Source organism: Aeromonas sp. MR19 (genome assembly GCF_963899305.1).
Taxonomy (GTDB): domain Bacteria; phylum Pseudomonadota; class Gammaproteobacteria; order Enterobacterales; family Aeromonadaceae; genus Aeromonas; species Aeromonas bestiarum.
Map to the genome: position 1 here is coordinate 77125 of NZ_CAWQWZ010000011.1, position 21791 is coordinate 98915.

At 58.7% G+C, this 21791-nt stretch carries 18 protein-coding genes; 7 read left to right on the top strand and 11 right to left on the bottom strand.

What is annotated here, in order from left to right:
- Positions 1-76: 76 nt before the first annotated feature.
- Entirely contained in the window at positions 77-1111 is a 1035-nt protein-coding gene (gene fbp / locus AACQ95_RS06135; protein ID WP_043555489.1) for a class 1 fructose-bisphosphatase, read from the bottom strand.
- A 383-nt stretch (positions 1112-1494) separates the two neighbouring features.
- Here fbp and AACQ95_RS06140 point away from each other — a divergent pair, with 383 nt between their 5' ends.
- The gene (locus tag AACQ95_RS06140; RefSeq protein WP_241278061.1) at positions 1495-3111 is read left to right on the top strand and encodes a peptide ABC transporter substrate-binding protein; all 1617 of its coding nucleotides are present in this window, start codon (positions 1495-1497) and stop codon (positions 3109-3111) included.
- A 48-nt stretch (positions 3112-3159) separates the two neighbouring features.
- Here AACQ95_RS06140 and AACQ95_RS06145 read toward each other — a convergent pair whose 3' ends face one another.
- From AACQ95_RS06145 to sixA, 3 genes are all read right to left on the bottom strand, one after another.
- Positions 3160-4077 (bottom strand): DMT family transporter, encoded by a 918-nt coding sequence (locus AACQ95_RS06145; protein ID WP_098984209.1) that lies wholly within the window; start codon positions 4075-4077, stop codon positions 3160-3162.
- A 202-nt stretch (positions 4078-4279) separates the two neighbouring features.
- A complete protein-coding gene (locus AACQ95_RS06150; RefSeq protein WP_042037401.1) occupies positions 4280-4486 on the bottom strand; it encodes a DUF1107 domain-containing protein in 207 nt (68 codons plus the stop codon).
- 133 nt (positions 4487-4619) lie between these two features.
- Positions 4620-5087 (bottom strand): phosphohistidine phosphatase SixA, encoded by a 468-nt coding sequence (sixA, locus tag AACQ95_RS06155; RefSeq protein ID WP_043136349.1) that lies wholly within the window; start codon positions 5085-5087, stop codon positions 4620-4622.
- A 162-nt stretch (positions 5088-5249) separates the two neighbouring features.
- Between sixA and AACQ95_RS06160 the strand changes: the two genes are divergently transcribed.
- Entirely contained in the window at positions 5250-8024 is a 2775-nt protein-coding gene (locus AACQ95_RS06160) for an insulinase family protein (protein ID WP_241278062.1), read from the top strand.
- Positions 8025-8331: 307 nt separating this feature from the next.
- Here the strand turns inward: AACQ95_RS06160 and AACQ95_RS06165 are convergent, their stop codons facing one another.
- The 7 genes from AACQ95_RS06165 to guaB form a co-directional block, all read right to left on the bottom strand.
- Positions 8332-8979 carry a thiopurine S-methyltransferase gene (locus tag AACQ95_RS06165; RefSeq protein ID WP_241278063.1) on the bottom strand — a complete coding sequence of 216 codons (648 nt, stop codon included), beginning with the start codon at positions 8977-8979 and terminating at the stop codon, positions 8332-8334.
- A gap of 218 nt (positions 8980-9197) precedes the next feature.
- Positions 9198-10571, bottom strand: coding sequence for a leucine-rich repeat-containing protein kinase family protein (locus AACQ95_RS06170; RefSeq protein WP_241278064.1), 1374 nt, complete (start codon positions 10569-10571; stop codon positions 9198-9200).
- 313 nt (positions 10572-10884) lie between these two features.
- Positions 10885-11271 carry a hypothetical protein gene (locus AACQ95_RS06175; protein WP_241278065.1) on the bottom strand — a complete coding sequence of 129 codons (387 nt, stop codon included), beginning with the start codon at positions 11269-11271 and terminating at the stop codon, positions 10885-10887.
- A gap of 270 nt (positions 11272-11541) precedes the next feature.
- Positions 11542-11985, bottom strand: coding sequence for a hypothetical protein (locus tag AACQ95_RS06180; RefSeq protein WP_241278066.1), 444 nt, complete (start codon positions 11983-11985; stop codon positions 11542-11544).
- A gap of 458 nt (positions 11986-12443) precedes the next feature.
- Positions 12444-12716 (bottom strand): hypothetical protein, encoded by a 273-nt coding sequence (locus AACQ95_RS06185; RefSeq protein ID WP_043140676.1) that lies wholly within the window; start codon positions 12714-12716, stop codon positions 12444-12446.
- Between the two features lie 383 nt (positions 12717-13099).
- Complete coding sequence (gene guaA / locus AACQ95_RS06190) at positions 13100-14680, bottom strand: glutamine-hydrolyzing GMP synthase (RefSeq protein ID WP_241278067.1); 1581 nt, start codon at positions 14678-14680, stop codon at positions 13100-13102.
- Between the two features lie 68 nt (positions 14681-14748).
- The gene (guaB, locus tag AACQ95_RS06195; RefSeq protein WP_043140671.1) at positions 14749-16212 is read right to left on the bottom strand and encodes an IMP dehydrogenase; all 1464 of its coding nucleotides are present in this window, start codon (positions 16210-16212) and stop codon (positions 14749-14751) included.
- A gap of 448 nt (positions 16213-16660) precedes the next feature.
- Between guaB and AACQ95_RS06200 the strand changes: the two genes are divergently transcribed.
- The 5 genes from AACQ95_RS06200 to AACQ95_RS06220 all read left to right on the top strand — a co-directional run bounded on the left by AACQ95_RS06200 (position 16661) and on the right by AACQ95_RS06220 (position 21762).
- Positions 16661-18529, top strand: coding sequence for a potassium transporter Kup (locus AACQ95_RS06200; protein WP_241278068.1), 1869 nt, complete (start codon positions 16661-16663; stop codon positions 18527-18529).
- 209 nt (positions 18530-18738) lie between these two features.
- A complete protein-coding gene (locus AACQ95_RS06205; RefSeq protein ID WP_098984217.1) occupies positions 18739-19494 on the top strand; it encodes an energy transducer TonB in 756 nt (251 codons plus the stop codon).
- Positions 19495-19496: 2 nt separating this feature from the next.
- Entirely contained in the window at positions 19497-20249 is a 753-nt protein-coding gene (locus AACQ95_RS06210) for a MotA/TolQ/ExbB proton channel family protein (RefSeq protein ID WP_098984218.1), read from the top strand.
- Entirely contained in the window at positions 20249-20671 is a 423-nt protein-coding gene (locus tag AACQ95_RS06215; protein ID WP_098984219.1) for an ExbD/TolR family protein, read from the top strand. Before AACQ95_RS06210 ends, AACQ95_RS06215 begins: the two co-directional genes overlap by 1 nt.
- A gap of 176 nt (positions 20672-20847) precedes the next feature.
- On the top strand, positions 20848-21762 hold the full coding sequence (locus tag AACQ95_RS06220) for a DMT family transporter (RefSeq protein ID WP_098984220.1): 915 nt from the start codon (positions 20848-20850) through the stop codon (positions 21760-21762).
- Positions 21763-21791: the final 29 nt, after the last annotated feature.

Genomic DNA, 21791 nt, shown 5'->3' on the forward strand with positions numbered 1-21791 from the left:
GACCTCACCCAAACAAAACGGGAGCCAAATCGGCTCCCGTTTTTTATCTGCTTATCGCAGGCACGACATACGGGCATCACCCCTGACTGGCAGGATCCTCATGGGCGGAAAACTCCCGCATGAAGGCCTCGGCCCGCTCCACCATCTTGGTGGAACCGACGAAGTAAGGGGTGCGCTGGTGCAGTGCTGTGGGCTGCACATCCATGATCCGGCCGAAACCGTCGGACGCCTTGCCACCGGCCTGCTCCACCAGAAACGCCATGGGGTTGCACTCGTAGAGCAGGCGCAGCTTGCCGTTCGGAGAGTTGGTGCCGGACGGATAGATGTAGATGCCGCCCTTGAGCAGGTTGCGATGGAAATCGGAGACCAGGGAGCCGATGTAGCGGGAGGTGTAGGGTCTGTGGGTCGCCTCGTCCCGCTCCTGGCAATATTTGAGGTACTTCTTCACCCCGTCCGGGAACTTGATGTAGTTGCCCTCATTGATGGAGTAGATCTTGCCCTCTTCCGGGATGCGGATGTTCTCGTGGGAGAGGCAGAAGCAGCCGATGGAGGGGTCGTAGGTGAAGCCGTTGACGCCAAAGCCGGTGGTGTAGACCAGCATGGTGGAGGAGCCGTAGACCACGTAGCCGGCGGCGACCTGGCGGTTGCCCGGCTGCAGGAAGTCTTCCAGGGTAACACCGGCACCGGGCGTGCTGACGCGGCGGTAGATGGAGAAGATGGTACCGACCGAGACGTTGACATCTATGTTGGAGGAGCCGTCGAGCGGGTCGATAAGCACCACGTATTTGGAGTGACGGGAAAGCTCGGAATCGAAGGAGACGAAATCCTCCTCCTCTTCAGACGCCATGCCGCACACTTCGCCGCGCGCCTCCAGCGCCGCCTTGAAGCGCTCGTTGGCGTACACATCCAGCTTCTGCTGCACCTCGCCCTGCACGTTTTCAGCACCCATGGAGCCGATGATGTCTGCCAGCCCCGCCTTGTTGATCTCCCGGTTCACCACCTTGGCGGCCAGGCGGATGGAACTGAGCAATGAGGTCAGCTCCCCGGTCGCGGTGGGATAATCCGCCTGCTTTTTGACGATGAACTCGCCCATGGTGATCATGTTTCGCATTATTGTTCCTTTAAGATCGTTTCCGTTGGCTTTGAAAACGTTTGCACGCGTCAACAAAAAAAGTGCCGATCCTCGGCAGCCTTGTTTTGTAACCTAATGTAACGCCTGTTTTTTGTTTTTGCAGCGAATTAAGCCGCTGGATAAATGCGCACCCTGGCCGTCGAGCCCCTGTCAAAACCCCCTTTAATCGGTGCCAATCGGTGACTTTCACCATGTTAATTCGTGGTGAAAAGTCACGAACAGGCCGCCATGGTGGGTGCAACAGCCCACTTGGCCCCCTATCTGGGTAGCGGACGGCAAGGTCAGCGTCCCCCTCTTGAGATCTCCAGATCAATCCAGCACACTGGCCAGGCTTTGGAAGCAAAAAAACATAAGGATATTCAATGAAAAGGACACTCATTGCCGGCACGGTTGCCGCCCTGTTCGCATTACCCGCCCTGGCCGCCCAGGTACCGCCCGGCACCAAGCTGCTAGCCGCCGATCAGCAAACCTTCGTGCGCAACATAGGCACTGAACCCGCCTCCATCGATCCCCAGATGGTGGAAGAGAGCGCGGGCAGCGACATAGTCAACGATCTGTTCGAGGGGCTCTACACCCTGGATGGCGACGGCAAGCTGCAAGCAGCCGGCGCCCTTGGCTACGAGCTCGACAGCACGGGCACCGTCTACACCTTCAAGCTCAGACCCGAGGCCAAATGGTCCAACGGCGAGCCGGTCACGGCGGCAGATTATGTCTATGGCTGGCAGCGGGCGGCGGATCCCAGAAACGCCTCCAACTACGCCTGGTTCATCGAGCTGACCGGCGTCACCAACGCCAGTGATGTGGTGCAGGGCAAGAAGAGTCCGGATACCCTCGGCATCAAGGCACTCGATGCCCATACCCTGCAGATCACCTTAAAGAACCCTGTGCCCTTCTTCCTCAAAACCCTCTCTCACTACACCACCTTCCCGGCGCCGAAGGCGACCATAGAGAAGTTCGGTCATGAGTGGGTCAAGCCGGGCAACATAGTCTCCAACGGCGCCTTCGTGCTCAAGGAGTGGACCCCCAACGAGCGGCTCATCTCCGAGCGCAACCCCCATTACTGGGACAACCAGCATACAGTGCTGAACAAGGTGCTCTATCTGGAGATAGTCTCGGACACCGCCGCCTACAACCGCTATCGCGCCGGTGAGCTGCACTACACCACCTATCCGCTGGAGCAGTACAAGCAGCTCAAGAGCCAGAGCCCGGAGGAGCTGATCAATGCCCCGCTGCTCGCCACCTATTACTATGTGTTCAACACCCAGCGCAAACCGTTCGACAATCCCAAGGTGCGCAAGGCGCTGTCGCTGGCCATCGACAGAGACACCATCACCGAGAAGATCCTGGGACAGGGTCAGATCTCCGCCTTCAGCCTGACCCCGCCGAGCGTCGACGGCTTCGAACTCAAGCGCCCTGCCAGCCAGTTGCTGAGCAAGGAAGAGAGGCTCAAACAGGCGAAAGCGTTGCTGAGCGAGGCGGGCTACGGCCCGGGCAAGCCACTGGATGTGGACATCCTCTACAACACCAGCGAGGGGCACAAGAAGATAGCCCTGGCCATCTCCTCCATGTGGAAGCACAACCTGGGGGTCAGCGCCAGGCTCAACAACATGGAGTGGAAAACCATGGTGTCAGTGCTCAACGAGGGGGATTTCGGTGTCAGCCGCTACTCCTGGAACGGGGATTACAACGATGCGTCAACCTTCCTCGACATCATGACCTCCAGCAGCAGTGCCAACAGCGGCAAGTGGTTCAACAAGCAGTATGATGCCCTGCTGGCCAAGGCCCATGACTCCAAGGATCCGGCCGAGCGCAACCAGCTCTATCAGCAGGCCGAGGCGCTGATCGATGACGAGGCCCCCATCGCCCCCGTCTATTTCTACGTCAAGTCGCGGCTGCTCAAGCCCAACATCAAGGGCTATCCCTATCAGAACCCGCAAGACGTGGTCTACTCCAAAGACCTCTATCTCATCGCGCAGTGATGCCCTGAGCCCCTGAATAGAAAGACCGCCTCGATGGCGGTCTTTTTTTCAATCTTCCCGGCAGGCGGCCAGCGCCACCCGGCGCCGGCGCAGCACCACAGGCTGCACCAGCAGTTGCGCCAGCAAGACCCCGAGCAGTGTCATGCCGCCCCCTATCAGGTGATAGCTGGTCAGCTTTTCCCCGAGCCAGCTGATGGCCAGCGCCGCCGTCATCACAGGCAACAGGTTCATGAAGATGGCGGTACGACTCGCCCCAAGCAGGGCTATGCCCTGCATCCAGAGCCAGGGTGACAAGGCCGAGGTAGGAATACCGGCGTAGAGGATGAGCCAGAGCGCGCGGCCATCTGGCCACTGCCCGTCCACCAGCAGGTAGAACGGGGTGAGAAACAGCAGGCTGCACAGCACCTGGCCATAGAGCATGGACCAGTTGTCCAACCCCAGATCCCACTTCTTGAGCAGCACGCTGTAGAGCGCATAAGTGCCCGCCGACAGCAGCATATAGACGGAGCCGATGTGAATGCCCTGGGTGATCAGGCGGGAGGGATCCCCCTGCCCCAGCAAGATGGCCAGCCCCAGAATGGAGATGACGCCGCCGAGCAGGGCGCCCCAGGTTGGGCGCTCGCGCAGCAGCCAGATGCTGAGCACCACAGTCATCAGCGGGGTCAGCCCCATCATCAGGCCGATTTCGGTCGCCCCCAGGGTTTGCGCCGCGTAGTAACCGAAGGTCTGGTTCAACACCATGCCGAGCAGGGCCAGCGCCGCCAGCTGGTAGAAGCCGGCCCGCAGCTTGGCGCGATCCCGCCAGGCGCGGTGCGCGAGGAAAGGCGTCAAGATGATGGCAGCCACCATCCAGCGCGACCAGGCCAGCGCCGCGGGTGAGAGCACGCCCACCGCCAACTTGCTGACGATGGCGTTGCCGGCCCAGATGGCCATGCAGGAGAAGGGAAACAAGAAGGCAAGGGGCATCACTATATCCAGAAGAAAGCAGCGGGTATTTCCGGCGGGAAGTATAGAGAGGCAAACAGGATTAGCAAGTGCTTGCCGGCCTTGCCGATGCAGGCGGGTTTGAAACGGAATCGAACAGAGCCAACTCGGGCAGATCAGGGCCAAAAACAATCATGCCCGCACGGTGGCGGGCATGAAGCGTCTGGATGGGATAGTGAAAGTATCACGCCGCATCCATGTGCAGTCTGGAGATCATGGCGTTGACCTCGACCACGGTCTGGCGGTGGGGAATGTCAGCTGGCGTTGGCATCATCAGCAAGCCTGACTGGAAATCAAAACGCCCCCTGCCGTGGATATAGATCCGTCCCTTGAAGAAGGTTTTGACATGTTTTGCCACCATGAGTGGCAGGTACTTCTTGAACACTCTCATCGTTTGCAACCTCTTGCAGTTGTATCCGTATGACAGCAGCTTCTGCGAAATAATTCCGTAAATTCTATATAAAAATCCGGAAAAATCGCGACTCTCTTCCCCAAAAAACCAATTTATAACTTTTTATTAACTTTTAGCGTATTGTATGTGGTCCTTCCAGCCAGAGCAAGACCCCCTTGTCATCTTGCCACTCGATGCAGGCCAGACCCGAGGTGGCAAACATGGGCGCACCCGCTGCCGGACAGAGGCTCTGCACCAGGTAACCCACCAGCGGCAGGTGGCTGACCATCAAAATATTGTCATGTGTTGCCGCCAACGCAGTGAGATAACTCGCGACAAACGCCGGGTCGCCATAGGGGGTGATCTCGCTGCTCTCCTCGACCCTGGCGGCCTTGGGTAATTCACTGCATATGCTCTGCCAGGTTTGTCTGGCACGCAGGTAATTGCTGTGAACCACCAAATCCAGTTCGCCATCCAGCTGAGGGGCCAGCCAACTGGCCATGTGAATGGACTCTTCGATGCCCTGCTCGGTCAGTGGACGCTGTTCATCTGTTTTCGCATTCATGCCAGCCTGGCCATGACGCATTATGTAGATTTTCATTACAACCTCGCCCAAGGGGCCTGTTTTGATAGCGGGGGGATCTTACCCCGCCATGCCGGGGGAAACAATTGCGCTACCTCTCAGAAAAGGGTTTGCCTCACTGGATAGCGGGGTCGATAATCATGTTTAAATTCAAATAAATCCAACATGAGTCACGCCCCAATGAGCCCATATGCCAGTCCTAATGACCATCGGCAGTACCACTATCTGGAGCTGGCAAACCGGCTCAGGGTCTTGTTGATCTGCGATCCCGATACCGACAAGTCTGCCGCTTCCCTGGCCGTCAACACAGGTCATTTCGACGATCCGGCCGATCGGCAGGGGATGGCTCATTTCCTTGAGCATATGCTGTTCCTTGGCACTCGTACTTATCCCAAGCCTGGTGAGTACCAGCAATTTATGAGCCGTCATGGCGGCAGCAACAATGCCTGGACCGGCACCGAGTTCACCAACTTCTTTTTCGAGATAGACAACGGCTTCTTCGAGGCCGGGCTCGACCGTTTTTCCCAGTTCTTCATCTGCCCCACCTTCACCCCCGAGTGGGTGGACAAGGAACGCAACGCGGTCGACTCCGAGTACCGCCTCAAGCTGCAGGACGATGTGCGCCGCAGCTACCAGGTACATAAAGAGACGGTCAACCCGGCCCACCCCTTCTCCAAATTCTCGGTCGGCAACCTGGATACCCTGGCGGATCTGCCCGGTCGGGATCTGCGCGCCGATCTCATCCGGTTCTACGAAGCTCACTACAGCGCGGATCGCATGGCGCTGGTGATGATTTCGCCTGAATCCATAAAGACCCAGATGGCTTGGTGCGATCGCTTTTTCGCTCCCATTTTGAATCGCAATTTGGGAATACCTACCCTGACGACCCCCCTCTATCGCCTCGACGATCTCGGCATCCGCATCCGCATCAATCCGGTCAAGGAGACCCGCAAGCTGGCGCTCACCTTCCCGCTGCCCAACGTCGACGAGTTTTATGACAAAAAACCCCTCACCTTCCTGAGCCACCTCATCGGCTATGAAGGGGATGGCAGCCTGCTCTCCCTGCTGAAAGCGAAAGGCTGGGTCAACCAGCTCTCCGCTGGGGGCGGCATCAGCGGTGCCAACTTCAAGGATTTCGGGGTGAGTTTTGGCCTCACGCCGCTCGGGCTCGAACACGTCAACGAGATAGTGGCCGCCCTGTTCGGCTACCTGAAGCTCATCGAGCGCGGCGGGGTGGAAAACTGGCGCTACGACGAGAAGCGCACCGTGCTCGAGTCGGCGTTCCGCTTCCAGGAGCGGGGCCGGGCCCTCGACACCGTCTCCGGGCTGGTGTTGAACCTGTTCAGCTACACGCCCGAGGATCTGCTCTACGGCGACTACATGATGCGCGAGTACGACGAAGCGCTGATCCGCCGTCTGCTCGCCAAGCTCACGCCACACAACCTGCGCATGACCATCACGGCGCCTGAGCTGGCCACGGATCGCCTGGCCCGCTGGTATCAGACGCCCTATGGCGTCGACGTCATCACGGAGGCGGAGAAGATCCACTGGCAGCAGAGCGAGCCTGAACCGGCCCTCGCCCTGCCCTTGCCGAACCCCTTTATCAGCAGCCGGCTCGATCCGCGCCAGCCGGCGCTGCAGGCCGACATGCCCGCCTGCCTCATCGACAGGCCAGGGTTTCGGCTCTGGCATCTGCATGAGCATCAGTTCAGCGTGCCCAAGGGCAACCTCTACATCTCCATCGACAGCGAGCACGCGGTCAAAAGTCCGCGCCACATCGCCATGGCACGGCTCGCGGTGGAGCTGCTTACCGATCACCTCAACGCCCTCACCTACCCGGCTGAGCTGGCGGGGTTGGGCTACCAGATCTATGCCCACCAGGGCGGTTTTACCATCAACCTGAGCGGTTTTGCCGACAAGCAGCCGCTGCTGCTGGACATGATCCTCGGCAACCGCACCCTGGGTTATCCGGATCCGGGCCGCTTCGCCGAGATAAAGGAGCAGCTCATCCGCAACTGGGACAACCAGTCCAAGGCGCGCCCCATCTCCCAGCTGTTCAACCAGCTCACCAGCCTGTTGCAGCCGAACAATCCGCCGTTCGAGCAGTTGCTGCGCCATCTGCGCACCGTGGAGCTTGACGAGATGCCGGCGTTTGTCGCCCAGCTGTTTGGCGAGGTGCACATAGAGGCCCTGGTACACGGTGACTGGGACGCCGCCGAGGCGCTCGAACTGGCCGCCCTGCTGGAGCGCCATCTCGGTGCCAACAGCCAGCCCAGTGCCGAGACCCGCCGCCCGCTCATCGCCATCCAGGACAGGGGGACACTCATTCGCGAGCAGGGGTGTGAACACGAAGACTCGGCGCTGCTGGTCTACTACCAGTCCCGCACTACTCGGGCGCGAGATCTCGCCTGCTTCACCCTGGCCAACCACATAATGTCATCCACCTTCTTTCACGAGCTGCGCACTCGTCAGCAACTCGGCTACGTGGTGGGAGCCGGCAACCTGCCCCTCAACCGCCACCCCGGCCTCATCTTCTATATCCAGTCGCCGGTGGCAGGCCCCCAACACCTGCTCGATGCGGTGGAAGAGTTCATCGACCTCTTCCCGCTGGCCATGCTGGAGCTCACCGAGCAGCAATGGCAAGACAGCAAGGTGGGCCTGCAGGCCCAGCTGAGCGAGCGGGATGCCAACCTGCGCAGTCGCGGCCAGCGGCTCTGGGTCAGCATAGGCAACAAGGATCTGGGCTTCGATCAGCGCGAAAGGGTGTGCGAGGAGGTGGGCATGCTGAGCCGCGCCGATCTGGTGCGCTTCATCATACAGTTGCGCTCACGCACCTCGGATCGGCTGATCCTCTGCAGCTATGGCCAGGGCCACGAACACGACGAGCGCATCACGGGCCAGTTTATCGATGACCCCAGGGCGTTTCGGCTCAACGCCAGCACCTTCGAGGCCTGAGCAGGCATGCTTGCCCATCAGCCAATCCCGCCCAATAAAAAGCCGACCCCTGGGGGTCGGCTGGAAAAACCATAATCAATTGCGACCTAAGCCGCCAAAAGTGAACATGAGCGTGAAAATCAGACACTGAGTTGATGATCGGCCATATGGTTCAAACCAGAGCTCATCTGCCGATGCCAACAGTGATTGAGAAACAGGCTCATCTTAGGGATTAGCCTCCCTTGCCACGTTGATCTATGTCAAAGGAGGTAGCAAAGAGTCCGTGACCTGCGGCTTTGTCGTGCGGGATCACACTTTCAGCCGCCCCTCAGCCCCGGCGGATCAGGCGATAGGCCACTTCATCGAAGTAGGAGAGCTGGCCGGAGAGCACCCTGGGGTGATCCACCTCTGCGGCCCTGCCCAGCACCTCCACCCGAAAATCGCGCTCAAACAGGGTGCGCACTTCCATCTCCCCCACCGAGAAGGGCGGCTGTTTCTGCTGCTCCGGCTGATATTCCAGGGTCACCAGCAGGATCTGGCCACCGGTTTCCATCAGGCGGCTCATCAGCTCCGCATACTGGCGGCGCATCTGCGTCGGCAAGGCAATCAGAGCGGCCCTGTCATAGGCCAGCCGGTAGCGGCGCCCCAGCTCGGGGGCGGCGAAAAAGTCCCCCTGATGGATGCGCAGGGAGCCGTGCTGATGACACTGATAAGGGCCCAGCTCGCTGAGGGTATCGGTGAGCCGGTTTTCACTGAAAAACTGCTCGATGGCGAGCGCCGAGAGCTCGAAACCATCGATGGGGTGGCCCAGGCCATTGAGCCAGAGCATGTCGCGGGATTTGCCGCACAGGGGCACCAGCACGGGTTCATCCTGTTGCTGGGCAGACCACCAGGATTGCAGCCAGCGATTGAAGTCTGCCTGATGAAAGCCAATCCGGTTCTCTTCCCAACGCTGATGCCAAAACGCAGCTTCCATCCTAATACCCCTGTTATCTGAAGATGCCTCAATATCACAACTTAACCCGGCGCACGCAAGCCTTGCACCGGGCCTCTGGGTGATTTTTGCCAAAAAAACGATTGCAACATGAAAAGATGCCTCAAGGCGTCTTTTTGACATCTTTGTGTCATGGGAGTCTGCTGCGTGCTGTGCAGCCCCTGCTCGCCGTCAGTCAGATGCCCGCTCATCGCGCAGGCTCAGGCACAGACGGGCTCGGCCGCCATCATGGCCGCCACCGCCGTTATCCTGGCCGAGATCTGCGCAAACGAGGGTCGCTGCAACACCTGCTCGCAGAGGCATGCCCGAGCCAGCAGGGCCAGATCCTTCAGCGCCTCGCTCTGCGGCTGGCAACGGGCCAGCAACTCGTCCAGCAGGCAGCCAAAGGCCCTCACCTCTATCCGCTCCAGCCCCTCGGCCAGCACGCATTCCGTGCGGTCGTAGCAAGAGGCCGCGCCAAAATCGCCGAGCAGCACCCGGCCCTTCCCTTGCAAGGAGTGCAGTATGTTATGGCCATAGAGATCGCCGTGCATGATGCCCCGCTCATGCAGATGCCCCGCGGCAGCCGCTATGCCCTGCGCCATGGCAATCAGGGTGGTCGGGGTGAACGACAACCCTGCCGGATAGACGTCGCGGGTGCAGGAGTCCAGGCTCGGCGGCCCGGCCAGATTGGCAAACGTTGGGTCTATCAACGCCATCACCAGCGCCGGCATGCCGGAGGGGTGATCCGCCACCCGCCCCAGCACCCTGATGAGGTTGGGATGAGTGCCGGCCGCCAGCGACGCCGCCATCTCGCAGTGAGGCAAACCATCGCTGGTCACGGCCCCCTTGAACAGCTTGACCGCCACCGAGCGCGGCCCGTCACCCTGCAATCCGTCGCAAGTGATGCGGGTAGCACTGTGGATCACGCCAGAGGCCCCCTGCCCCAGCAACTCACCCAACTCCAGCGCCAGCCACGGCACAGTGGCGATATGAGCCACATGATCCACATCGATGGCCCGCGCCTCCTCCCCCTCGCTAAAGGGGTTGCCGGAATAGGCGAGCCAGGCGAGACGTGGCAGCGTGAGCAGCCAGTCGGGGAATGCCTCGAGCCGGTTGGCGGCGATGCGCAGCAGCTCCAGATTACGGCAGTTGGCAAGGCTGGCGGGCAGCTCACGCAGGCGGTTACCCGCCAGCATCAGCTTTTGCAGGCGGCTGCACTGACCCAACTCATCGGGCAACTGCTCGATAAGGTTGTCGGTCAGGATCAGCCAGCGCAGCCCCGCCGGCAGCGACGCTGCGGGAACCGTGGCGATCTTGTTGGCCTTGAAGCCCACCATGGTGAGTGCCGGGCAGCGCCCCAACACCTCGGGCAACTCGGTGAAACGGTTCTCGGAGCAGAAAATGATGCGCAGTTTTGTGAACCCGGCCAGTTCGTCCGGCAGCTCACTTATCTGGTTGCCGGTGAGATCCAGCACCTCCAACGTCTCTTTAAGGCTGAGGATCTCGGGCGGGAACACCGTCAGGTTTTCAGCAAGTTTCAAGTGGCGGGCGCCGCACAGCTCACCCGCGCGCAGCTGTTCCAGAGTATGCATAACCGTTTCTCAATCCTGATGATCTGCCTGATGGCACAGCGACCATCAACACGCGCCGAACCTGCATCCGGCGGTTTTAAAGGGGGGCATTATAAAGAATTCGGGGCGCAGATCGCCCCTTTTGTTGCTTTGGCAAGGCTCAGCGCTCAGCCGCCCCACCCCAGCAGATTGACGAAACAAGTAGGGTGCAATAAGCGCAGCGCATTGCACCGTTTGCCGAGCGGCTTTAATGCAAGATATGAGGCAAAAAATTAGCGGTGCAATTTCTACAGCACTACTGATTAACCTTTAACCGCCTGTGTTAATGCGTTTGTTATGCACGACTTAACCTTACAGAGGTTGGGCTTAAAGAGCTCGCATTATATATAATCCCTGCATCCTTCATTTTACCTATTTCAGCCAGCAGCCTCATTTTATCACTTACTTTATCCTCTTTCTCGAGATTAAGACCTTTAATAATATCTTCAACTTCCGTATTGGAATATTGAGAACATAGCGCGACAATCGCATCCTTGAAGATATACTCAGGTTCACCTACATCGTCCCTGGCTATTTTAGCAAAATTTTGTTGTAAAGTAGTTATTTGCCTTTCTTTTTCTCGTAATTTTCTTTCCAGCTCGACCGCCTGTCCATTTATACCTTCAAGACCTGATTTCTTTAATTTAAAAATCGAGTAGTACAATGCAGGAATTGATAACAAAACCTCTCCGATAAACAATTTAAAAACTGTAGACCGCTCATCTTACTGTAATGATCCGAAATTAAAATAGACAGCCAATATGGTCAAAAAACCAATAACCACGAAAAATATCCACATGGTCCAGAATAATATCCAACTTATGGTAATTTCTTGCTTACTTTGCATTTTACCTCCTTTAGTGCATGCATGATGCTGTGCTAATGGCGTTGGCACGCAGTACAAAAGAGCCACGCGTGCCAAGCCCCTCTTGAACATTTTATTAGCCCAACTTTACTTTCGGGTTAGAATTACAGAATTAGAAGTTTTATTCGTAATTTTGTAATCATTCCGAAGCATTTTTAATCCTGACACCCCTCCCAAGGCGATTCCTAAACCAACCATTCCTGATGCTCCACTGAATCCAACGATACCCGCGGCTGTTGCTGTTAGACCTACAGTAGCTGGAGCCCCCAAACCGCCCGTTCCAATCAAGGTATAAAGTCCAGCAGCTATTGCAACGATTGCAATACTCCACGCAATCTGTTTAATCGCATGTATAGCGATAATCCACTTAGCTAATTCTGGATCATCGACTCTAATTTCATCTTCACCAGATAAAATAGCCACCTTGAGTGACTGCTTTGATTTTACTGTAACCAATGTTGATTCCTCACTTAATTTATCTGGCAGTAAAAAGATGGAAAAAGTTACTAATCCAATAGCAGTTTTTTCCATATAACTCAGCTCAAAATTTATAACCACAAATTAAAATACATTTAAAGTCTGTACTTAATAAAACCATCACCGACACCAAAGAAAATTCAATTTAATCTTACACAAAGAGCCCAATTGGCCCCCTGCGCACTCGCACCGATCCCGAATAAAACCCAAGCAACTGCACTATAGCCTCCATCTTGCACCCGTTGACCCGCACACACTCTCTAACCTGACTCATAGATCACTTCAACAAGGTGGTTTCCAAACGACAATCTTAGTGAGCAAGGCAACAAAGAAAAAGAGTGAGATGGCAGTTTCCTGAGCAAGATCAACAAATAAATACCAAGGCTGGCCACATATCAACGGTGCCGGAGCGTAGATAAAGAAAAGACGCCCTCAGGCGTCTTTCTTATTGCTGGGTTTGGGGCCAACCGGTTGGAGGCTATTCCCCCTCCCCGCCTTGTCCCGCACCCAAATCAGATCGGGGTGATGGAGGTGATATGAGCAGAGCCATCCAGAGATTGGAAGATCTGCACCACGGCTTCCCCGTGGATCGGGTTGGGCAGCGGCACCGTGGTTTTGCATTTGAAACGGTAGTTGGTACCGGCGACGACCTGGGTGGAGACTTCGAAGGGTTGGTACTGCACCCCGACAAATCCTTTCAGTGCCAGGTCAAATACCGCCTGATCTTTTGCGCTCAGCTTGTGGTATGCGGTCCATCCACCCAACAACACTGCTTGTTCTGACATAACAAACCCTCCGTGATCTCTTGTCCCTACTCGTTTGGCTGTTCGGGTTCCGCCCCGTTTATTCAAGTGGTGTCCGGACTCCACCGGGGGCCATACCGACCATGTATCAGTATGTCCGGTGCCGGCAGCATGAATGAAGGCCTGCTGGCACCCTGCTTCCCCTCTTGCCACGGCCGCCGCCTCACAGCACCGGTCTCAATTGGCATGGCAGAGCCTAGTGCGAGATCCATAAAACACCTCCTGTCATATCTGACAGGGGCAAGAGGGTGAGAAAGCGGCTAGCGAGCAGAAAATTGAGGCGCAAGCGATTGGAAAAAGAAAAGACGCCGCAAGGGCGTCTTTTTTGCATTTTTATGCTCGAAAGGCAGAAGGGCGTGAGCCGCTTATTCCCATTCGATGGTTGCGGGCGGCTTGCCGGAGACGTCGTACACCACGCGGGAGATGCCGTTGATCTCGTTGATGATGCGGTTCGACACATGACCCAGGAAGTCGTAGGGCAGATGGGCCCAGTGAGCGGTCATGAAGTCGATGGTTTCGACGGCACGCAGGGCAATCACCCATTCGTACTTGCGGCCATCGCCCATAACGCCAACGGAGCGCACCGGCAGGAAGACGGCGAACGCCTGGCTGACCTGGTTGTAGAGGTCTGCCTTGCGCAGCTCTTCGATAAAGACGGCATCGGCCTTGCGCAGCAGATCGCAGTACTCTTTCTTCACTTCGCCAAGCACACGCACGCCCAGACCCGGGCCCGGGAAGGGGTGACGATAGAGCATGTCGTAGGGCAGACCCAGCTCCAGACCGACGCGACGCACTTCGTCCTTGAACAGCTCGCGCAGCGGCTCGACCAGACCCATCTTCATCTCGGCCGGCAGGCCGCCGACGTTGTGGTGGGACTTGATGACGTGGGCCTTGCCGGTCTTGCTGGCAGCCGATTCGATCACGTCCGGGTAGATAGTACCTTGTGCCAGCCAGCGGGCGTTTTTCAGCTTCTTGGCTTCGTCGTCGAACACTTCGACGAAGACGCGGCCGATGATCTTGCGCTTGGCTTCCGGCTCATCTTCGCCCGCCAGGGCGGAGAGGAAGCGCTCTTCGGCTTCGACCTTGATGATGTTGAGACCAAAGTGATCGCCAAACATCTCCATCACCTGCTCGCCTTCGTTCAGGCGCAGCAGACCGTTGTCGACGAAGACGCAGGTCAGGCGCTCGCCGATGGCACGGTGTACCAGCATGGCGACCACGGAGGAGTCGACACCGCCGGAGAGGCCCAGGATCACTTCATCGTCACCCACCTGCTCGCGGATGCGGGCAACGGCGTCGTCGATGATGGTGGCCGGGGTCCACAGGCATTCGCAGCCGCAGATGTCCTTGACGAAGTGCTCCAGCATGCGGGCACCCTGACGGGTGTGGGTCACTTCCGGGTGGAACTGCACGCCGTAGAAGCCCTTGGCCTCGCACGCCATGGCGGCATGGGGGCAGGTGGCGGTCTGGGCTATGGTGGTAAAGTCGGCGGGGATGGCGGTGACCTTGTCGCCGTGGCTCATCCAGACGTCCAGCAGTGCATTGCCGTTGGGGGCGATGGCATCTTCGATGTTGCGCAGCAGGGCATTGGTCTGGCCCAGCACTTCCACCTGGGCATAACCAAATTCACGTTCGGTGGAGGATTGCACCTTGCCACCCAGCTGCTCGGCCATGGTCTGCATGCCGTAGCAGATACCGAACACCGGCACACCGGCGTTGAACACATAGGCGGGGGCACGGGGGCTGCCGGCCTCGGTCACGGACTCTGGGCCGCCGGAGAGTATGATGCCGTTGGGATTGAATTCGCGGATCTGCTCTTCGGTCACGTCCCAGGCCCACAGTTCGCAGTAGACGCCGATTTCCCGGACACGGCGGGCGATAAGCTGGGTGTACTGGGAACCGAAGTCCAGGATCAGGATACGGTGCTGGTGAATGTCTTTAGTCATTTTATTCCTGCATCAGGCTGGTGTGGGGATAAAAACTGGTGGAGAAACGGGGCCGCAGCCCCGTTTTATCAGCCCATCCGATAGTTGGGGGCTTCTTTGGTAATGGTCACATCGTGGACGTGGGACTCTTTCATCCCGGCACCCGAGATGCGCACGAACTCAGCCTTGGTGCGCATGTCGTCTATGGTAGCGCAACCGGTCAATCCCATGGAGGAGCGCAAGCCGCCCATCTGCTGGTGAATGATCTCTTTCAGGCGGCCCTTGTAGGGTACGCGCCCTTCGATCCCTTCCGGCACCAGCTTGTCGGCAGCGTTGTCGGTCTGGAAGTAACGGTCGCTTGATCCCTTGGACATGGCGCCCAGAGAACCCATGCCACGGTAGGACTTGAAGGAGCGACCCTGATAGAGCTCGATATCGCCCGGTGCCTCTTCGGTACCGGCAAACATGGAGCCCACCATGACGCAGCTGGCGCCAGCGGCGATGGCCTTGGCCACGTCGCCGGAGAAGCGGATGCCGCCATCGGCAATCACGGGCACGCCAGTGCCTTCCAGCGCGTCAACGGCGTCGGAGATGGCAGTAATTTGGGGGACGCCGACACCGGTCACGATGCGGGTCGTACAGATGGAGCCAGGGCCGATACCAACCTTGACCGCGTTGACACCAGCGGCGACCAGCGCCAGGGCGCCAGAGGCGGTGGCTACGTTGCCACCTATGATTTGCAGCTCAGGATAGGCATCGCGGGTCGCCTTGATGCGATCCAGCACACCCTGGGAGTGGCCGTGGGAGGAGTCAATCAGCAGCACGTCCACACCGGCCTCTACCAGGGCGGCAACGCGCTCTTCGTTGCCAGCACCGGCACCGACAGCAGCGCCAACACGCAGGCGACCGCGCTCGTCTTTACAGGCGTTCGGCTTGCGCTCGGCTTTCTGGAAGTCTTTGACGGTGATCATGCCCTTGAGTTTGAAATCGGCGTTGACCACCAGCACCTTCTCGATACGGTGCTTCTGCATCAGGGCAACTACCTCTTCACGAGGGGCCCCTTCACGCACGGTCACCAGACGATCTTTCTGGGTCATGATCTGTTCGACTGTCTGGGAGAGATCGATCACGAAGCGCACGTCGCGGCCGGTGATGATACCGACCAGCAGGTTGCCCTCGGTCACAACCGGGTAGCCGGCGAAGCCATTCTTGTGGCTCAGCTCCTTGACCTGGGCAATGGTCATGTCAGGACGTACTGTGACGGGGTCGGTGACCACGCCGCTCTCGTACTTCTTGACCTTGCGCACTTCTGCAGCCTGCTGCTCGATGGACATGTTCTTGTGGATAAAGCCGATACCGCCTTCCTGGGCCAGTGCGATAGCCAGACGGGCTTCGGTCACTGTGTCCATGGCAGCGGAAATCATTGGGATATTCAGGCTGATAGAGGAGGTCAGCTTGGTACGCAGATCGGCAGTATTGGGAAGAACATCGGAGTGGGCGGGAACCAACAGTACATCGTCGAAGGTTAACGCTTCTTTGGCAATCCTGAGCATGGCAATATCTCACCGTTGAGGAAGTGGGGGTGTAAAATATTGCCGACGAAGTTTACTCACCGATTGGTCACTGGTAAAGAAGTTTTTTGAATTTTTTATGGCGTAGCCCGTGTTTGACGTGCCAAAAGGCCAAAAAAACAAGATTATCAGTCCTAAACAGGCACTTTGGGGGTAGAAGAGTTGCCAGACTGCGGTTTTATGCAAAGAGGCCCCCTGCTCAGTCACCAACCCGGATCCCGAGGTCACATCCTCGCTTGCCAAGACACTCGCCCAGGCACTCATATTGACGCGACTCAGGCAGTTCTGACATGGCCGAGGCAACGCATGGTGGCAGGCAGATCAGCCGGATCCGATGCCATGGGGAATATCGAGATGTCCGACACTGTGTTCACTTTGGCCAAACCTCGCGTATCATGATTAACAGTCTGAATTGAAATGGAATTTCATGATGAGCAACGGACATCATCAAGGACGCATGGCCATTACTCTGGCGGCATTGGGGGTCGTCTACGGCGACCTTGGCACCAGCCCGCTCTACGCCTTGAAGGAGAGCTTTGCCGGGCATATTGGCCTGCAGCCGACCCCTGACGACATCCTGTCGATCATCTCCCTCTTTTTTTGGACCATCATGATCGTGGTCTCATTTAAATATGTCTTGCTGGTATTGAGGGCTGATGACAAGGGTGAAGGGGGCATCTTGACCCTGGCTTCCCTGGCCTCACGCCGCCTGTCGCCCAAGGCTCGATCCCTGGCCATGTTGCTGGGGCTGATCGGGGTGGGCTTGTTCATCGGGGATGCGGTGATCACACCCGCGATTTCGGTGCTGTCTGCCGTCGAGGGCCTGCAGGTGGTTGCCCCCGAACTGGCCTCTTTCGTCTTGCCCATAACCCTCATAGTGCTGGTGATACTGTTTGGCATTCAGCATTACGGCACGGCAGGAATAGGCCGACTCTTCGGCCCCATCATGTTGCTCTGGTTTGGCGTGCTGGCAGGACTCGGGGCAAAGGAAATTGTGCAAAATCCGGCCATCCTGCAGGCCATCAATCCCCTCTATGCCCTTGATTTCATGTTCAGCCGGCCAGGTGTGGCCTTCATCACCCTGGGCGCTGTCGTGCTCTGCGTCACCGGTACTGAGGCGCTTTACGCCGACATGGGCCATTTTGGCCGAGGCGCGATCCGGCTGGCATGGGGCTCTCTGGTGATGCCGTCCCTGCTGCTCAACTATTTTGGCCAGGGGGCGCTGCTGCTGCGCCGTCCTGACGCCATTGAAAACCCATTCTATCTGCTCGCCCCCACCTGGATGGCCATACCCTTATTGATCCTGGCGACCATGGCGACTGTCATCGCGTCCCAGGCCGTCATATCCGGTACTTACTCTGTCGTACGCCAGGCGATCCTGCTCGGGTATCTGCCACGCCAGGAGATCCGCCATACCTCCGAGCATGAGATTGGCCAGATCTACCTGCCAGTGGTGAACTGGCTGCTGCTGGCCGGCATAGTGCTGGTGATATTCTGGTTCAGAAGCTCCAGCAATCTGGCCGCCGCCTATGGCATAGCGGTGACAGGCACCATGGCGATCACCACCCTGTTGCTGATGGTGGTCGCCGCCCATCGCTGGAAATGGCCAACCTGGCTGATCGTGATCGCGGGCGCCCCTCTCCTGCTGGTCGATGTCACCTTCTTTGCCGCCAATACCACCAAGTTCCTGGCCGGCGGCTGGTTGCCCATCCTGTTTGCGCTGTTGACCATAGTGGTGATGACCACCTGGAAGCGGGGTCGCGAGCTGGTTCTCGACAAGCTTGAGCACAAGTCACTGGCGCTGAAAGGGTTTGTCGACAACATGCTGGCTCATCCACCACTGCAGGTACCGGGGACGGCCGTGTTCCTCTCCAAGTCGGTGCAGGTGGTGCCCCACGCCATGTTGCACAACCTCAAACACAACAAGATCCTGCACGAGCGGGTCATTTTTCTGACCATACAGATAAAGGATGAGCCCTGGTTGTCCTTCAAGGAGCGCATCCTTCTCACCCACCTCGGGGAGGGGTTCTGGCAGGTCGTGGCGCACTTTGGTTACAAGGAAGTCCCTTCCATAGAAGAGATCTTCCAAGCCTGTGCCCAGCAAGATCTGAAGGTCTCCATGCGCGATGCCTCCTTCTTCCTCTCTCACGAAAATCTGGTCAGTACCGACCTGCCCGGCATGGCGCGCTGGCGGGAAGGCTTGTTCGTCTGGATGAATCGCAACTCCCTCAAGGCGACCGACTTCTTCCATATCCCGGCCAACCGGGTGGTGGAGCTGGGGGTTCTGCTGGAGCTGTGACTGATAGCCCGGCGCCCGATGCACACCTCCAGATAGCACTCGACCCAGTTCACCCGGCCAGCATCTGGCGGTTGTCTCACTCGATTAAAATGCGATTGATAATGGTTGTTGTTTGTGATTGGCATCATCAGGCATGCTAGTGCCCTGTACTGGCTCTACCACACTAGCCGTTTGAGTATGAACATGAAGATTTGGAATGGAGGGCAGTGATGGAAGCCTGCAGCCCGAGGCCACCACTGCCCACCGCACACCCAGGATCCGCCCGCCTCGCTTGCCTTGCCATCGCGGTCGTCCTGCATCTTGCCGCCTTCTGGTGGCTCTATGAACACCAGCCTGCGCCCATCACCCCGCCCCTGCCGCTGACCCTGTCGGCCCGCTGGGTCGGTGAGGCCAGCGCCAATGACGCACCGGCCAAGGCGCCGGCGGCCACCCCTGCGCCGCCCGTGGTCAAAAAGCCGGTGCCGGTTCAAAAGAAGGTCGTTAAAAAACCGGTCAAAAAACCCATTCCCAAACCCGCGCCCAGGGTACCGGCGCCGCCAACGCCCAAGGCCACCCAGGTGGCCAGGGCAGAACCGGTCGCGGCGCCCTCGGCCCCCGCCACGCCGGTGGCGGCCAATGCCCAGCAGGGCGGCAGTGGCACAGCGCCGGTCAAATCCCGGCAGAGCGGCAGCGGGGCTGGCAGCAGCGCCCCCATCGCCCGCGATGCGCGGTTGAACAACCCTGAGCCACCCTACCCCTATGAATCAAGAAGACGGGGTGAGGAGGGGCGCGTCATCCTGAATGTGCTGGTGGCGGCCGATGGCACCGCCTCCTCGGTGGAGGTAGACAAGGGCAGCGGTTATCGGCGGCTGGACATGACGGCGCGCAAGACGGTCAGTCGCTGGCGCTTTATTCCCGCCAAACAGAACAATGCGGCCGTCGAGGCCTGGGCAAAGGTCACCATCATTTTTAAATTAAGGGCTTGAATATGGATCCGGAAATCGCAAACAACGGGATGGGCGTCGCCCATCTGCTCAGTCAAAATACCGGTGTGGGGCTGCTGCCATTCATTTTGCTGGTATTGATGTCCCTCGGCACCTGCTATTACACCCTGCTGAAAATCGTGCTGGGTCAGCGCGAGCGCCGCCTCAACGCACAATTCGTGACCCGCTTCTGGCAGCACGAAAGCGTGCAGGATATGGAACGCCAGCTGGCCCATCTGCCGCCGCAGGAGGCCTATGGTCGCGTGACCAGCACTGCGCTGGCGACGGTGGCGCAACTGAACCGGGCCGGGGAGCGGACCGTGTCGCTCAAGCTGGGTTCACCGGACGAGTATCTGTTGCGGGCGCTGCGCCAGGCCATTACCCACGAGCGGGTAAGGCTGGAGCACGGCCTGGCCTTCCTCGCCTCCGTGGGCTCGGCGGCCCCCTTCATCGGGCTGTTTGGCACCGTCTGGGGCATCTATCATGCGCTGCTGGCCATAGGTGCCGCCGGCCAGAGCAGTCTGGACAAGGTGGCAGGCCCAGTGGGCGAGGCGCTGATCATGACCGGCTTTGGCCTCGCCGTCGCCCTGCCAGCCGTGCTTGTCTACAACTTCTTCGTACGGCGCAATCGCCTCAAGCTGGCCGCGCTCGAGGCCTTTGCCTACGATCTGTTTGCCCTGCTGGTGACGGGATTTGAGCAGACCCCCTCCAACGTAACCCAGCTGACCGAGCGGGAAGCCAAGAAGGGGCACGGGTAATGGCATTTGGCAAATTGTCGGACGACGGAGACGATCAGCCCCTCTCCGAGATCAACATGATCCCCATGATTGACGTCATGCTGGTGCTGCTCATCGTCTTCATGATCACGGCCCCCCTGCTCACCAATGCGGTCAAGCTCGAGCTGCCGGAGGCCAGCAGCCAGCTCAATCAGCCGGAGAAGGAGGACATCACACTCGCCATCGATGGCACAGGCAAGATCTACTGGAACGACAAGGAGGTCGATGAAGCCGCCCTGCTCGCCCGGATGGAGACTGCCGGCAAGGCCGATGGGGAGTTGCCCGAGATCCAGCTGCGCATCGACAAGCGGGTCGAGTACGGCATCATAGCCAGGGTGATGGCGCAGGCGTCCCAGCATGGATTGCACAAGATTGCCTTTGTCAGTCAGCCGGACGCAGGCTAACCCCGGCCTTGTGGCACCCGCCACCTGGCAATGTGCAAAAGGCATCACCCCGGGTGATGCCTTTTGCACAAGGACGCCCCCCATACACGCAGTTGCCATCCCACGCCCGTACCCGGCATGATGCCGAGTCTGACCCGCATCAGGTTGGCCCACGGCCATCATTTCAAGGAAGCAAGATGAGAACATCGGATTATGTGAGACTGCTGCTCCTGGCCGCGATCTGGGGCGCCAGTTTTCTGTTCATGCGCATTGCCGCGCCGGCCTTTGGTTCGGTCAACACCGCCTTCCTGCGGGTCTTCTTCGGCCTGGTGGGGCTTGGCGTCATACTGCTACTGCTGCGCTCCCCCATGCTCTTCCAGGGCAAGCTCAAGTCCGCCATGCTGCTCGGGATCATCAACTCAGGCATCCCGTTTCTGATGTACGCCATCGCCGCACTCTGGTTGCCGGCGGGTTACTCGGCCATCCTGAACGCGACGACGCCGCTGATGGGGGCCCTGATCGGCTTCTCCTGCTTCAACGAGCAGCTGAGCGGGCGCAAATGGCTGGGGGTCATGCTGGGCATAGTCGGCATCACCCTCATCACCACCACCAGCGAGGTGAATGTGAGCGGCAACCTGATCACGGGAGTGCTGGCCTGCCTGATCGCCACCGCCTGCTACGGCTGCGCCGGGTTTCTGACCCGGCGCTGGATCTCGGAACGCGGCGGCCTCGATGCCAAACTGGTGGCCTTCGGCAGCCAGCTGGGGGCATGCGTGTTCCTGCTGCCCTTCTTCGGCTACTCGGTGACGGCGGGGCCTGCGGTGGACTGGACCATCCCAGAGGTGTGGGCCAGCGTGCTGGCGGTCGGTCTCATCTGTACCGCCCTCGCCTACCTCATCTACTTCAGGTTGATCGCGGATATCGGGCCGCTGCGCTCATTGACGGTCACCTTTCTCATTCCTCCCTTTGGCATCTTGTGGGGTTACCTGGTGCTCGGGGAGACCATCACTGAGGGCTTTGTGGTCGGTGGCGCCATCGTCTGTCTCGCAGTCTGGCTGGTGGTCAGCCCGACCAGATCCGCAGCCAGCCTGGCACGGATGAAGGACTCTTGAGCCGCCCGGGTGGGCCGCAACATGCCTGC

Coding starts and splice junctions, on each gene's coding strand:
- fbp (WP_043555489.1), bottom strand. CDS start 1,111: ATGCGAAACATGATCACCATGGGCGAGTTCATCGTCAAAAAGCAGGCG.
- AACQ95_RS06140 (WP_241278061.1), top strand. CDS start 1,495: ATGAAAAGGACACTCATTGCCGGCACGGTTGCCGCCCTGTTCGCATTA.
- AACQ95_RS06145 (WP_098984209.1), bottom strand. CDS start 4,077: ATGCCCCTTGCCTTCTTGTTTCCCTTCTCCTGCATGGCCATCTGGGCC.
- AACQ95_RS06150 (WP_042037401.1), bottom strand. CDS start 4,486: ATGAGAGTGTTCAAGAAGTACCTGCCACTCATGGTGGCAAAACATGTC.
- sixA (WP_043136349.1), bottom strand. CDS start 5,087: ATGAAAATCTACATAATGCGTCATGGCCAGGCTGGCATGAATGCGAAA.
- AACQ95_RS06160 (WP_241278062.1), top strand. CDS start 5,250: ATGAGCCCATATGCCAGTCCTAATGACCATCGGCAGTACCACTATCTG.
- AACQ95_RS06165 (WP_241278063.1), bottom strand. CDS start 8,979: ATGGAAGCTGCGTTTTGGCATCAGCGTTGGGAAGAGAACCGGATTGGC.
- AACQ95_RS06170 (WP_241278064.1), bottom strand. CDS start 10,571: ATGCATACTCTGGAACAGCTGCGCGCGGGTGAGCTGTGCGGCGCCCGC.
- AACQ95_RS06180 (WP_241278066.1), bottom strand. CDS start 11,985: ATGGAAAAAACTGCTATTGGATTAGTAACTTTTTCCATCTTTTTACTG.
- AACQ95_RS06185 (WP_043140676.1), bottom strand. CDS start 12,716: ATGTCAGAACAAGCAGTGTTGTTGGGTGGATGGACCGCATACCACAAG.
- guaA (WP_241278067.1), bottom strand. CDS start 14,680: ATGACTAAAGACATTCACCAGCACCGTATCCTGATCCTGGACTTCGGT.
- guaB (WP_043140671.1), bottom strand. CDS start 16,212: ATGCTCAGGATTGCCAAAGAAGCGTTAACCTTCGACGATGTACTGTTG.
- AACQ95_RS06200 (WP_241278068.1), top strand. CDS start 16,661: ATGAGCAACGGACATCATCAAGGACGCATGGCCATTACTCTGGCGGCA.
- AACQ95_RS06205 (WP_098984217.1), top strand. CDS start 18,739: ATGGAAGCCTGCAGCCCGAGGCCACCACTGCCCACCGCACACCCAGGA.
- AACQ95_RS06210 (WP_098984218.1), top strand. CDS start 19,497: ATGGATCCGGAAATCGCAAACAACGGGATGGGCGTCGCCCATCTGCTC.
- AACQ95_RS06215 (WP_098984219.1), top strand. CDS start 20,249: ATGGCATTTGGCAAATTGTCGGACGACGGAGACGATCAGCCCCTCTCC.
- AACQ95_RS06220 (WP_098984220.1), top strand. CDS start 20,848: ATGAGAACATCGGATTATGTGAGACTGCTGCTCCTGGCCGCGATCTGG.